Raw genomic sequence first — 12,563 nt, 5'->3', positions numbered from 1 at the left:
GCATGGCGATGGTCGACACCGGCGCCGTCCGGTTGCACGTACAGCGGATCGGCCCCCGCCAGGGCCGGCCGGCCACCGCCACCGTGGTGCTGGTGCACGGTCTGCTCACCGACAGTCTGGCCAGCTACTACTTCACCGTCGCGCCCGCGTTCGCGGCGGCCGGCCTCGACGTCGTCATGTACGACCTGCGCGGCCACGGCCGCAGCGAACGCCCCGCCGACGGCTACACGTTGGACGACAACGTCGACGACCTGGAGGCGCTGCTCGACCGGCTGGCGGTGACCGGCCCGGTGCACCTGGTCGGCAACTCCTACGGCGGCACGGTCGCGTTCGGCTACGCGGCCCGCCGCCCGGAGCGTGCGGCCAGCGTCTCCCTGATCGAGTCCGAACCGGCCACCGCCGCCTGGGCGGTGAAACTGGGCGGGATCCTGGACCGGGTGGTGACCCAGCTCGCGCACAACGAGTCCGACGCGATCGCCTGGATCACGGCGAACCGCGGCCACAACACCGCCCGGCTGGCCAAGGGCGCGGCCCGCCTCGCCCGCGAGACCACCCTGGGCCGGGACATCCCGGCCAGCCGGATACTGACGGAGGATCAGATCCGGGCGGTGCGCTGCCCGGTGCTCGGGGTGTACGGCGGCGACTCCGACCTCGCCGAGCTGGCGCCGTGGTTGGAGTCGACGCTCCCGGACTGCCGGACCGTGGTGATCCCGGGGCATGAGCACTCGGTGCTGGTGGAGGCCTCGGGGACGGTGGGCGGTCAGATCCTGTCGCTCATCGACGGGGCCCGGCGGGTGGGGGCGGAGGCGGCCCGGTGAGCCGGTTCCTGTTCGTGGTCCCGCCGTTGGTCGGGCACATCAACCCGACGGTCGGCGTCGCCGCCGGACTCGCCGCGCGGGGCCACACGACGGCATGGGCGTGCCCCGATCCTGGGCTGGTCCGGCGGCTCGCGGGGCCGGACGCCGGGGCGGTGTTCGGGTGCGCCGGGGCTCCGCAGGGCGAGCGGCCCGCCGACCTGCGCGGTCCGGAGGCGCTGAAGTTCCTCTGGGAGTGGTATCTGCTGCCGTTGGCGGAGGCGATGGCGCCGGGCGTGCGGGCGGCCGTCGAGGAGTTCCGGCCGGATGTCGTGGTCGCCGACCAGCAGGCCTTCGCCGGCGCGCTGGTCGCCGAGCGGCTGGGCCTGCCGTGGGCGACCTCGGCGACCACGTCGGCCGAGTTCACCGACCCGCTGGCCGGACTGCCCAAGGTGCGGGAGTGGCTTGAGGAGCGGCTTGCCCGGCTGCGGGCGGCCGTCGGGGACCCGGCGGGCGACGCCGACCCCCGGTTCTCGCCGCATCTCGTACTCGCTTTCAGCGCACCGGAGTTGGCGGGTTCCGCCGCGGGGGTCCGCTGGGTCGGCCCGTCGATCGACGCCCGCCCGGCCGCCTCCGGCTTCCCGTGGGAGTGGCTCGACGCAGGCCGGACCACCGTGCTGGTCACGCTCGGCACCGCCAACGCCGACGTCGGCGGCCGCTTCCTCGACGTGTGCCGCAGTGCGCTGCGCGAACGGGCCGACCGGGTGCAGGCGGTGCTCGTCGACCCCGGCGGCACGCTGGAGGCGACGGGACCGGAGGCGCGGGGCGAGGACAAGGACGTGTTGATCGTGCCGCACGTGCCGCAACTCGCCCTGCTGGAAAGGGGGGTCGGCGCAGTGGTGTGCCATGGCGGGCACAACACGGTGTGCGAGGCGCTGTGGCACGGGTCGCCCCTCGTGGTGGCCCCGATCCGCGACGACCAGCCGGTGGTGGCCGGGCAGGTCGTGGACGCGGGGGCCGGGGTGCGGGTGCGGTTCGGCCGGGTCACCGCGCAGAAGCTGGGCGCCGCGCTCGACTCGGTGCTGGACGAGCCCGGGTACCGCGCCTCGGCGGACCGGATCCGTACGGCGTTCCGCGCCGCGGGCGGGGCCCCCGCCGCCGCGGCCCATCTCGACGAGCTGGCCAGGGAGTTCAGATGAGCGAGAAGACCGAGCGCGACGAGACCGCACGCGAAGAGACCGAGCCGACCGCGGTCCCGGCGTCGGCGTCGGCGTCGGCCGCCGAGCGGATCGCCGCGCTGCGTCCCGCCTACCAGGCGGACATCGCCGCCGGCCTGGACCGCTTCTTCGAGCCCCGGCGCACCAGCTGCCCCTGGTGCGGCTCGGACGAGCTGACCGCGCGGCTGCGCACCACGGACCTGCTCCAGCACAAGCCGGGCCGCTTCGCCCTGGACCGCTGCGAGGGGTGCGGACACACCTTCCAGAATCCCCGACTCAGCGCGGAGGGGCTGGAGTTCTACTACCGGGACTTCTACGACGGGCTGGGCGAGAAGAAGCTCGGCGACACCTTCGGCGGGCGTACGGCGATGTACCGGGGCCGGGCCGAGTCGATGCTGCCGCACGATCCCGAGCCGAAGACCTGGCTGGACGTCGGCACCGGGCACGGTCACTTCTGCGCGGCCGCGAGCGAGGTCCTGCCCGGGACGACGTTCGACGGACTGGACTTCACCGACGGCGTCGAACTCGCCGAGCGGGAGGGCCGGGTGGAGCACGGCTACCGGGGCAGCTTCCCCGACCTGGCGCCCGAACTCGCCGCCCGCTACGACGTGGTGAGCATGTTCCACTACCTGGAGCACAGCACCGACCCCGACCGTGAGCTGCGCGCCGCCCGGGAGACGGTACGGCCCGGCGGGCATCTGCTGATCGAGGTGCCGGACCCCGAGAGCCGCTACGCCCGGCTTCTGGGCCGCTTCTGGCTGCCCTGGCTCCAGCCGCAGCACCTGCACTTCGTGCCGGTGGCCAATCTGTGCCGACGCCTGACGGACCTGGGCTTCACCGTCGTGGACGAGCAGCACGCCGAGCCGCACGACCCGGTGGACCTGCTGGCCGCCGTATGGCTGGCGCTGGACCACGCGGCACCGCGCGACGACGCGCCGTGGCTGCCCGAGCCGCCGAACGCGCTGCGCCGCGTCCTGCGCGCGGCGCTGCTGATCGCCGGGATCCCTGCGCTGATCGCGGGGACGCTGCTCGACCGGTTCGCGGTCCGGCCGCTGTCCCACCGACTGGGCGTGTCGAACGCGTACCGGATCGTGGCGCGACGGGACTGACCGGCCGGAGGGCTCTGCGGCCGGCCGGCCGGAAGGCTGCGCGGCTGATCGGCCGCAGGGCCGCGCGACTGGCCGGGCGGAGGATCCACGGGTGCGCGGACGGGGGCCTTCGTGCTAGCTTCGCGCCAGTATCCATCATCAGGATTCCTGGCGATTGATGGTGTCGCCCGACGAACGGAAGCCGCATGTCCCTCCTGGCCAGACCGGCGGTGGCCGCCCGTGCCGCCAAGACGATGCAGGGGCTCACCCGACTGGCGAGCCGCAGGTCCGACGGCCCCGGCTCGACGACCGCCTGGCAGTCCCGTCTCCCGGAGTACCCGCGTGAGGTGCGCGAGCTGACGGTGCCGACCTCCGTCGCCCCGGCGCCGGTCACCGTCCACGCGCCCCCGGCCGGGACGCCGACGCCCGCGCCCGTCCACGTCAACTTCCACGGCGGCGGCTACGTCATCTCGGCGCCGGAGATCGACGACGCGCTGTGCCGGTTCCTCGCCGCCGAGGCGGGGGTGGTCGTCGTCAACGTGAAGTACGTCGTCGCCCCGCAGCACCCGTTCCCGGCCCCGCCGACGCAGGCCTTCGAGGTCGTGCGCTGGGTCGCCGAGCACGGCGCGGAGCACGGCTGGGACGGCGACAGGCTCACCGTGGGCGGACAGAGCGCGGGCGGCGGGCTGACCGCCGCCGTGGCCCGCCAGGCCCTGGAGCAGGGCGGCCCGTCGATCGCCCTCCAGGTGCTGCACTATCCGCCGCTGGACCTCTCGACCAGTGCCAAGGACAAGAAGGCGGCCGTCGCCAAGCCCATGCTGCGGCCCTGGATGGGCGACATGTTCGACACGTCGTACGTCCCGGACAAGAGCGAGCGCGCCCACCCGCTCGTGTCGCCCGCCGGCGCCGCCGACACCACCGATCTGACGGGCATCGCCCCGGCACTGGTGATCACGGCCGAGTACGACCTGCTCCGCAACGAGGCGACGCGCTACGCCGAGCGGCTGGCCGCGGTCGGCGCCCTCGTCGAGCACCACGACGTCGTCGGAGCCGACCACGGCTACGACACCAAGGACGACGAACGGGCCCGTGTCACCTACGCCCTGATCGCCCGTCACATCAGGAAGGCGACGGCCGACGCCGGGGCGCCCGACGCCCCGTGAGAGGTGCGGGCGACCCCGTCGCCGCCCCGGGGAAGCCGCTGTCCCCTATCCAGCGGCTTCCGGCAGGGCGACGCCCAGCTTCTCGGCGCGCTCGGTCAGCTCGCGCCACACCTTCGGCGCCACCGGAACGCCCTTCTCCCCCCGGCCGACGGCCACCGCCGCGCTGCGCTCGCCGGGGTAGAAGACGCCCTCCGCGTCGTCCGCCGCGGGCAGGCCCTTGAGCGTGTCCAGCGTGGCGTCGACGGCCTCGGCGAAGGCGTCCACGCCCCCGAAGGCGGCCGGGTCGACGGCGATGAGCAGCGCGTTCTGCCGGTGCCCCCGGCCCGCCGGGTCGTCCGAGTGGAACGCGGCGAAGATCGGCGCGCCGACGAGCACGCTGGTCAGCACCTCGAAGGCGAGGGACATGCCGGAGCCCTTGGCCCCGCCCAACGGCATTGGCATGACCGCCAGTTCCGGGTCGGTGGTCGGGGTGCCGTCCGCGGTGGCCGCCGCGCCCTCGGGCAGCGGGGCGCCGCCGGCCTTCGCCTGGCGGATCTTGCCGAGGGCGATGGTGGCGGTGGCCATGTCGAGCAGCAGCGGGGCGTGAGCGGAGGTGGCTGCGGTCGGTACGGCGATGGCGAGCGGGCTGGTGGCGACGGCCGCGCCCTTGACGCCCGTGTAGCCCATGTTGGGCATTCCGGCGACGAAGCCGATGCCGACCAGGCCCTGTTCGGCGATCCGCGACACGTAGTAGCCGATGGCGCCGGTGTGCACCGTGCGGCGCACGCCCACCGCGGCGACGCCGGTCGTCCTGGCCCGGGTCACCGCCTCGTCGGCGGCGGCGCTGAGGGCCACCGGGCCGGGGGCGCGGTCGGCGTCCAGGACGGCGGCGGCCGGGGTGGTGGACTCGACGGTGAGGTGGGCGTCGGCGTTGGCGACGCCCTTGTCCAGCAGGTCCAGGTAGGCGGGGACCCGGGCGATGCCGTGCGAGTCGACGCCGCGCAGCGCCGCCCAGACGAACACGTCGGCGGTGGTGCGGGCGTGCTCGGCGCTGAGGCCGCCCTTCTCGAGGAGGGCCGCGGAGAAGGTGCGCAGGTCGGCTGCGGGGACGAGCACCTTGCCCGGCTTGGGGGTGGGTGTGTCGGACATGGTGGCGGGTGCCTCCTGGTTCAGCGGATGGCTCGGCGAGTGACTCGGCGGGTGACTCGGCGGGTGTTCAGCGGATGACTGTGCGGGTGATTCAGCGGGTGACGAGGACGTCGACGACGGCGGTGGTGCCCTCCGTCACGGCCTTGAGGGCGCGGTCGAGGGCGGGCGCCAGCGCCTCGGCCGTGTCGACGGTCTCGGTGTGCATCCCGAACGGCTCGGCGAACTGGGCCAGTCGGGGCAGCCGGTGCAGATCGGTGCCGAGCCACTCGCCGGTCTCGGCGGCCGCTCCCTCGGGGTAGAACCTGCGGTGGTTGAGGTTCATCGACTTGTAGACCCGGTTGTTGAACACCACGATCAGCACCGGGAGTTCGTACGCCTTGCCGGCGTCGTACGACGGGATGACCGGGTTGTAGGCGAACGCGCCGTCGCCGATGGTGAGGACCACCGGCCTCTCCCGCGCGGCGAGTTTGACGCCGAGCGCGACGGCGATGCCCTGGCCGAGGCCGCCCTGGACGTAGAAGTACGAGTCGGGGTCGGCGGTGGGCAGATGGCGCTTGACGACGCGGCTGTGGGTGATGGTCTCGTCGACGACGATGCCGTCCCGGCCGTCGAGCAGCGCGCGCAGGGCGGCGGCGACCAGCACCGGGTCGACGCCCGCGGCCTGTCGAACCTCGCGGGCCTTGGTCTCGGCCTGGGCGAGCCCGGTCTGCTCCGCGGCGAACCGGGCCTCCTGGGCCGCCCGGCGTTCGGCGACGGCCGCCTCGTCGAGGTCCTTCGCCCGCTTGGCCAGCTGGCGCAGGGTGTTGGCGACGTTTCCCTCCAAGTACCGGTCGGCGAACAGCACTTGGTAGACGACGTGCGGGCGCTGCGGCACCTCGTCGATGACGACGACCCGCGCCTTGGACGGGCGGCGCGACGGCGGGTAGAAGGGGGCGCGGCAGTTGACGAGGAGGATCAGGTCCGCGGTGTCCATCCACGGGCCGATGTCGCTGCCGGCGTGCAGCGGATGGGTGCGCGGGAAGTTGCCGCACACCGCCGAGTCCGGCTCGACCACGGGGATGTCCCACGCCTCGGCGAAGGCGACCAGGGCCTCGAAGCCGCCCGCCTCGCGCCCCGCCGTCTCCGTGACGATCACGGGGTTCGTCGCCTCCCGGATCAGCTGCGCGACCGGGTCGACCTCCTCGGGCGAGCTGTGCGTGGAGCCCGGCGCGACGATCGGCTTGGCCTCCCGGCCGTCCCAGTCCGCCAGGAGGGTCTCCAGGGGGATGTTCAGATAGGCCGGTCCGGCCGGGGCGCGCCAGGACAGTTCCGCCGCCCGGGTGATCATCGTCGGCAGCGTGTGCACGCCGGCCGCCTCGGTCGACCACTTGGTGAACGGCTGGGCGATGCCGTGCGGGCCGCCCACGATCGACAGGTTGCGGTACCACTGGCCGCCCGGGTCGTGCCCGGGGGCGTCACCGTAGGTGGTCGACTCCGAGGAGGCGACCACCATGGGCACGCCCGCGAGCAGCGCGCCGTGCACCGCCATCGAGCCCTGGAGCAGACCGGGGGCCGCGTGCAGGAGGACGCCCTGGGGCCGGCGCCTGACGAGGCCGTAGCCGGTGGCCATGCCGACGGCGACGGTCTCGTGGGTCAGGTCCAGATACGCCGGGGCCGGCTCTCCGTCGCGGTGGCGCCGGGCCAGGGACTCCCACACCGGGGCCCATTCGGACCCCGAGGAGCAGAAGAGGTAGTCCGCGCCGACGGCGTTGAAGGCGGACACGAAGGCATCCCCGCCGTCGCGGCCGTCACCGCCGTCACCGCCGTCACGGTCGTCGGCGCCCGGGCCGTTGTCGTTGCTGTCCGTCATCTCTGGTGTGTCCTCAGCCCTCGATCGGCCAGTTCAGGACCTCGGAGATACCGCGGCCCATGATCCACTCCAGCTCCTCGGGCGTGAAGTCCCAGTGCTTGGTGAACTGTTCGATGGTGTCGGTGTAGGTGATGCCGTGGCCCAGCAGGCGGGTGATGTCGGTGCCGTAGAAGCAGCGCTGCGGGCCCATCTTGTCGACCATCTCGCGCACGTACTTCTGGATGTTGTTGTTCGGGAACGGCTGGGTCGAGTAGCCCGGGAGCGCCGAGACCTTGACGTAGATGTTCGGGTGGGCGGCGAGGTCGGCGGTCTCCGCGACCCAGTAGCCGATCGCGTCGTCGACGCAGCGGGCCATGATGCCCATGTGGTCGATGATGATCTTCAGCTCGGGGTGCTTGGCGGCGATCTCGCCGAGCTCACGCTTCCAGATCGGGGCGTGGACCATCGTCGGGATGCGCAGTTCCTCGGCGACCGGCCAGTACCAGTCGTTGGTGCCGTCGATCATCCAGTTGCGGTCCTGGGGCCGGTGGAAGGTCAGCCGCGTACCCTTGACGTGCGGGTTCTGCGCGAAGTCCGCGAGCATCGCCTTGCCCTCTTCGGGCTTGTTCTGCGGGATGCGGGCCATGATGCCGAAGCGGTCGGGGTGCGCCTCGCAGGCCTGAAGGGCGTAGTCGATGCGGTCGCCCTCCCAGGACGGCGGCAGGATCAGCGCACGGTTGACGCCCGCCTCGTCCATCAGCTCCAGGGCCTCCTCGTAGGAGAAGGGGTCCTCGCGGTGGCCGTTGAGGCGGATCCGCTCCCGGGCGCCGGGAACCCAGGGGCGGTCAGGGGTCTCTTCCAGCCAGATGTGGATCTGCGTGTCGACGACGAACATGCTGGTGCTTCTTTCTCTCGGCAGACTCTCGGCAGACTCTCGGCAGGACAAGGCCGAACAAGGCAGAAGAAGGCGACGGGCCTTGTGGAGGGAACGCTAGGCGGGCGGAAAGGCCTTGCGGAGCCTCTGGGAGCGCAAGCTGTTGTTGCGTGAAAGTGCCCTGTACAGAGGGCACTTTCAGCTTGCGGAAGGGTGCTTGAACACCGCGTCGGCGATGTGTTCGGCGATCGCCATGGAGGCCGTCGCGGCCGGCGACGGCGCGTTGCGGACGGCGGTGACGCGGCCCACCTGATGGATGCGGAAGTCGTCCACGAGGGCGCCGTCCCGGTCCAGGGCCTGGGCCCGCACGCCCGCGCCGCCGCGCACGACGTCCCGGACGCCGACCGCGGGGACGTACAGCTTGGCGTCCTTCATGAAGGCGGCCGCGGAGAAGGAGCCGCGGTACTCCTTGACGCCGGTACGCCAGTGCTGGGCCGCCATCCTCCAGACCCCGGGGTAGGCGGCGAGGCCGAGGAGGTCCCGTGGGGAGATCCTGGTCCGGGTGTAGCCCTCCCTGGCCAGGGCGAGGACCGCGTTGGGGCCGACCTCCACCGAGCCGTCGACGCGCGGGGTGAAGTGGACGCCGAGGAAGGGATAGCGCGGGTCCGGCACCGGATAGACCAGGCCGCGCACGAGGTCCCTCTTCTCCGGCCTGAGCAGCATGTACTCGCCCCGGAACGGGACGATCCGCGGCTCCCGCCCGTCCTGCGCGAGCCTGGCCACGGCGTCGGACTGAAGCCCCGCGCACAGGATCAGCCGGTCCACGCGGACCCTCTCCTGCCGGGAGACGACCTCGATGCCGCCGGGCAGGTCGGTGACGCCGGTGACCGGGAAGCCGAGTCGCACCTCGCCGCCGGCGTCGAGGACGTCCTGGGCGAAGGCGCGGGCGATCGCCGGGTAGTCGGTGATCGCGGTGCGCGGGGAGTGCAGGGCCGCGATGCCGCCGGCGTGCGGCTCGAGCTCCCGGATCTCGTCCCGGGAGATCCTCCTCAGGTCGGGCACGTGGTTGTTCCTGGCCCGTTCGTAGAGGTTCTCCATCCGGCCCAGCTCGTCCTCGCGGACCGCGACGACCAGTTTGCCGATCTCGCGGTACGGCAGCGCGCGGTCCTGGCAGTACTCCCGCAACAGGGACACGCCCCGGACCGTCAGGTCGGCCTTGAGGCTGCCGGGCTTGTAATAGATGCCGGCGTGGACGACGCCCGAGTTGTGGCCGGTCTGGTGGAGCGAGACCTCCTGCTCCTTCTCGAAGACCACGACCCGGGCGCCGGGGCGGCTCAGGGCGATCTCGCGGGCCGTGGCCAGACCCACGATGCCCGCGCCCACGACGCCGATCGTCTCCTCAGCCATCGGCGGGCTCCTCTCGGCGTTCTCTGCATTCTCCGCCGGCTCGGCGTTCTCTGCGGGCTCTTCTCATGTCTTCAGCCACCGAAGTGCACGGCGACCGTCTTGACCCGCGTGGAGAACCGCAGGACTTCCTCGCCCTGCTCCTTGTAGGCGGTTCCCGAGTCGCGGAACCCGCCGAACGGCAGATGGACGTCCCACCCGGTGGTGGTCGTGTTGACGGCGACCTGCCCGCACTCGGCCTCGTCGGCGAAACGGTACGCGGCGGCGAGGTCGCGGGTGAAGACGGCGGCGGCCAGACCGAAGGCGGAGTCGTTGACGGCCTCGACGGCCGCGTCGAAGCCGTCGACCGCGCGCAGGGCGAGGACCGGCCCGAACACCTCCTCGCGCCACAGAGCCGTCTCGGGGGTGACGTCCCCGAGCACGGTCGGCAGCACATAGCAGCCGTGGGCGCGCTCGCCCTCGACGTCGGCCCGGCCGCCGGTGAGGACGACGGCCCCCTGCTCGACGGCCTGTGCGAGATCGGCCAGCACGCTGTCGCGCTGCCGGGGGCTGGAGAGCGGGCACAGGGTGGTCGCCGGGTCGCTGCCCGGGCCGACCTTCAGCGTCTCGACCTCGGCGACCAGCAGCCGGGTGAACTCCTCGTACACCGGCCGCTCGACGATCACCCGGCTGGTGGCGGTGCAGCGCTGACCCGCCTGGCCGAACGAGGCGGCCACGACGGCCTTCGCCGCGGCCGGCAGATCGGCGTCCCGCAGGACGACGGAGGCGTTCTTGCCGCCCAGCTCGCCCTGGAAGCGGACGTTTCGGTCGGCGAGGCGACGCCGGATGCGGTTGCCGACGGCGTTGGAGCCGGTGAAGGTGACGCCGACGATCCGCGGGTCGTCCAGGAGCGCCTCCTCGATCTCTGCCGTACGGCCGGTCACCACGTTGAGGACCCCGGCCGGCAGGCCCGCGTCGTGCAGGGCCCGCGCGAAGTGCAGGCCGGACACCGGGGTCTCGGTGGCCGGCTTGAACACGGCCGCGTTGCCGGCCGCGAGCAGCGGGGCGAGCTTGCGGGCGGGGGTGATCAGCGGGTCGTTCCACGGGCTGATCACCAGGATCACGCCGATCGGCTCGCGCTGGGTGTGCGTACGGTGGTGCGGCCGTACGTCGTGCAGAAGGGTGCCGTAGCCCTGGCGGGCGAGACCGGCGTAGTACTCCAGGAAGTCGGCGGCCTTGAGGGTCTCGCCGGTCGCCTCGGTGAGGGTCTTGCCGTTCTCGGCGGTGACGTCGGCGGCGATCGCCTCGACCCGCTCGCGGAGCAGACGCGCCGCGTCGGTGAAGATCCGGGCCCGCTCGAAGGGGCTGGTGCGCTTCCAGACGGCGAAGGCGCGCTCGGCGTGGTCGAAGGCCCGGGTCACGTCCTTGGCCGTGAGGGCCGGGACGCGGGCGAACGGGGTGCGGACGTCGGCGGGGTCGAGGACGTCGATCCATTCGGCGCTCGCCGCCCACTCCCCGCCCACGAGGGTTTCCACGGTACGCATGTAAAGGGGTCACTTCCTTTGTCGGCCAGGGTGCGGACTGCCACTGTGCGGACTGCGACGACACACCATGTCGGGGCGGTGCCACCAGCCCCGTGGCGGCAGGCATTGGTTGCGCCGCGCGCGGGTGGGCGCGGGCATGATCCATGCTGGAATCGCCGGGCCGGACCGACCCGAGGAGAGACACATGGCCTATGCAGTCGTCGCCCACTACCGCTGCGAGCCCGCCGACGAGGCCACCGTGCGCGCCGCGCTGCTCGAGGTACGCGAGCACACCCGCGCCGAGCCCGCGAACGAGGCGTACGAGGTGCACTCCGTGGCGGACGAGGCGGGCGGCTTCCTGCTCTACGAGCGGTACGCCGACCGGGCCGGATTCGACGCGCACAAGGCGGCCGAGCACTTCCAGGAGCTGATCGTGGCTGCGGTGTGGCCGCTGCTGACGGACCGGACGGTGACGTTCGCAGAGGTGCTGTAGAGCGAACTGCCGGGCAACTCAAGGGAGTTGCCCGGCGGCTGTCAGAACTCGTTGCCCCAGCAGTAGCGGGCGACGGTCTCCACCAGGACAAACTTGCGGCGCTGTTCCTCCGCGTTCAGCAGCGGCCGGCTCGCCACGTCGGCGAAGCCCCGGGACGGCGACACGGCCGCGTCCTCCAGGTCCTTGAACTCGCCGACCGCGTCGATCCGGGCCATCACCGTGTCGACGTCCTCCAGCTCGGGCACGGTCGCGTCGACCACGCCCAGGCAGACGTCCCGGTCCTCCGGCAGCGCCCTGACGAGGTCCAGCTCGGCGTCGGCGCCCTGGTCGAACGGCAGGATCCAGCGGTCGGCCGGGACGGCCCCGTACAACTGCTCGGCCCGCGCCCGGTCCACCGCCGCCGGGGCGGCCCAGCCGGGGGCGACTCCTATGCGCACCCCCTCGGGACGCTCGTCGAGCCGTACGGCCAGGGCCTCGACGGCGAGCGCGTCCTCGAAGGAGAGCGCGCCCGGGTCGGCCGGGTCGGTGGCCAACTGGCCCAGCAGGAGCGGGTTGTTCAGCTGGATCAGCCGGACGCCCCTGGACACCAGCAGCGCGATCTCCGCCCGGACGATCTCGGCGAGGGCTTCACCGAGCTCACGGGCCGAGGACGGGCCGAGGCCCGGCCGGAAGGTGGTCGCGGCGAGGTACGCCGGGGACGGCAGCGACGCCTTCGGCGCGATCACCGTCAGCTCGGCGAGCCGGGCGGCCCAGTCCGCGAGCAGGGGGCCGCCGGCCTTGGGGAGCGACTCGGCGACCCAGCGCACCAGGCCGTCCTCGCCCACCTCCTCGGTGCGCCGGAAACCGCAGACGCCGGCGAGGACGGCGCTGCGGAAGTCCTCCCGCGGGAGGTCGCCGTCGGTGACGACGGTGGAGCGCAGCCTGCGCTGGAGGACGACGGCCTCCTCGACCGCCCGCAGCTGCGCCGCCCGCAGCGCCTCCGGGTCGCCGGCCGCGCGGGCGGCGGTGAGCTCGGCGGGGCGGACCAGGCTGCCGTGGTGGTCGATGCGGTAGTTGAAGGTGTCCGCCATGG

General features: G+C 73.0%; 11 protein-coding genes. 5 read left to right on the top strand and 6 right to left on the bottom strand.

Annotation, left to right across the window (positions count from 1 at the left end; genetic code table 11):
• The first annotated feature begins 2 nt into the window (after positions 1-2).
• The 4 genes from OG562_RS37315 to OG562_RS37300 all read left to right on the top strand — a co-directional run bounded on the left by OG562_RS37315 (position 3) and on the right by OG562_RS37300 (position 4,262).
• On the top strand, positions 3-818 hold the full coding sequence (locus tag OG562_RS37315; protein WP_266405960.1) for an alpha/beta fold hydrolase: 816 nt from the start codon (positions 3-5) through the stop codon (positions 816-818).
• Positions 815-1,993, top strand: a complete 1,179-nt coding sequence (locus tag OG562_RS37310) for a glycosyltransferase (protein ID WP_266405958.1) — start codon at positions 815-817, stop codon at positions 1,991-1,993. The genes OG562_RS37315 and OG562_RS37310 overlap by 4 nt, the downstream gene beginning before the upstream one ends.
• A gap of 89 nt (positions 1,994-2,082) precedes the next feature.
• Positions 2,083-3,120 (top strand): class I SAM-dependent methyltransferase, encoded by a 1,038-nt coding sequence (locus OG562_RS37305; protein WP_266409724.1) that lies wholly within the window; start codon positions 2,083-2,085, stop codon positions 3,118-3,120.
• Positions 3,121-3,305: 185 nt separating this feature from the next.
• Positions 3,306-4,262, top strand: a complete 957-nt coding sequence (locus OG562_RS37300; protein ID WP_266405956.1) for an alpha/beta hydrolase — start codon at positions 3,306-3,308, stop codon at positions 4,260-4,262.
• A gap of 45 nt (positions 4,263-4,307) precedes the next feature.
• Here the strand turns inward: OG562_RS37300 and OG562_RS37295 are convergent, their stop codons facing one another.
• The 5 genes from OG562_RS37295 to OG562_RS37275 all read right to left on the bottom strand — a co-directional run bounded on the left by OG562_RS37295 (position 4,308) and on the right by OG562_RS37275 (position 11,019).
• Entirely contained in the window at positions 4,308-5,390 is a 1,083-nt protein-coding gene (locus tag OG562_RS37295; protein WP_266405954.1) for an Ldh family oxidoreductase, read from the bottom strand.
• A 91-nt stretch (positions 5,391-5,481) separates the two neighbouring features.
• Positions 5,482-7,239: a thiamine pyrophosphate-dependent enzyme gene (locus OG562_RS37290; protein WP_266405952.1), complete on the bottom strand. Its 1,758-nt coding sequence runs from the start codon at positions 7,237-7,239 to the stop codon at positions 5,482-5,484.
• Positions 7,240-7,252: 13 nt separating this feature from the next.
• Positions 7,253-8,113, bottom strand: coding sequence for an amidohydrolase (locus OG562_RS37285; protein WP_266405950.1), 861 nt, complete (start codon positions 8,111-8,113; stop codon positions 7,253-7,255).
• A 177-nt stretch (positions 8,114-8,290) separates the two neighbouring features.
• Complete coding sequence (gene lhgO, locus OG562_RS37280; protein WP_266405948.1) at positions 8,291-9,499, bottom strand: L-2-hydroxyglutarate oxidase; 1,209 nt, start codon at positions 9,497-9,499, stop codon at positions 8,291-8,293.
• Positions 9,500-9,570: 71 nt separating this feature from the next.
• Positions 9,571-11,019 (bottom strand): aldehyde dehydrogenase, encoded by a 1,449-nt coding sequence (locus OG562_RS37275; RefSeq protein WP_266405947.1) that lies wholly within the window; start codon positions 11,017-11,019, stop codon positions 9,571-9,573.
• A 184-nt stretch (positions 11,020-11,203) separates the two neighbouring features.
• Here OG562_RS37275 and OG562_RS37270 point away from each other — a divergent pair, with 184 nt between their 5' ends.
• Complete coding sequence (locus OG562_RS37270) at positions 11,204-11,491, top strand: putative quinol monooxygenase (RefSeq protein ID WP_266405945.1); 288 nt, start codon at positions 11,204-11,206, stop codon at positions 11,489-11,491.
• A 41-nt stretch (positions 11,492-11,532) separates the two neighbouring features.
• Here OG562_RS37270 and OG562_RS37265 read toward each other — a convergent pair whose 3' ends face one another.
• Positions 11,533-12,561: a methionine synthase II (cobalamin-independent)-like protein gene (locus OG562_RS37265; RefSeq protein ID WP_266405943.1), complete on the bottom strand. Its 1,029-nt coding sequence runs from the start codon at positions 12,559-12,561 to the stop codon at positions 11,533-11,535.
• Between the last annotated feature and the right edge of the window lie 2 nt (positions 12,562-12,563).

Source organism: Streptomyces sp. NBC_01275 (assembly GCF_026340655.1).
Classification (GTDB): domain Bacteria; phylum Actinomycetota; class Actinomycetes; order Streptomycetales; family Streptomycetaceae; genus Streptomyces.
This window is presented reverse-complemented; position numbering and strand designations above follow the sequence as displayed.

Excerpts from the sequence above, each read along its gene's own strand:
- OG562_RS37265 (WP_266405943.1), bottom strand. The coding sequence starts at position 12,561 with ATGGCGGACACCTTCAACTACCGCATCGACCACCACGGCAGCCTGGTC.
- OG562_RS37300 (WP_266405956.1), top strand. The coding sequence starts at position 3,306 with ATGTCCCTCCTGGCCAGACCGGCGGTGGCCGCCCGTGCCGCCAAGACG.
- OG562_RS37295 (WP_266405954.1), bottom strand. The coding sequence starts at position 5,390 with ATGTCCGACACACCCACCCCCAAGCCGGGCAAGGTGCTCGTCCCCGCA.
- OG562_RS37315 (WP_266405960.1), top strand. The coding sequence starts at position 3 with ATGGCGATGGTCGACACCGGCGCCGTCCGGTTGCACGTACAGCGGATC.
- lhgO (WP_266405948.1), bottom strand. The coding sequence starts at position 9,499 with ATGGCTGAGGAGACGATCGGCGTCGTGGGCGCGGGCATCGTGGGTCTG.
- OG562_RS37270 (WP_266405945.1), top strand. The coding sequence starts at position 11,204 with ATGGCCTATGCAGTCGTCGCCCACTACCGCTGCGAGCCCGCCGACGAG.
- OG562_RS37285 (WP_266405950.1), bottom strand. The coding sequence starts at position 8,113 with ATGTTCGTCGTCGACACGCAGATCCACATCTGGCTGGAAGAGACCCCT.
- OG562_RS37275 (WP_266405947.1), bottom strand. The coding sequence starts at position 11,019 with ATGCGTACCGTGGAAACCCTCGTGGGCGGGGAGTGGGCGGCGAGCGCC.
- OG562_RS37290 (WP_266405952.1), bottom strand. The coding sequence starts at position 7,239 with ATGACGGACAGCAACGACAACGGCCCGGGCGCCGACGACCGTGACGGC.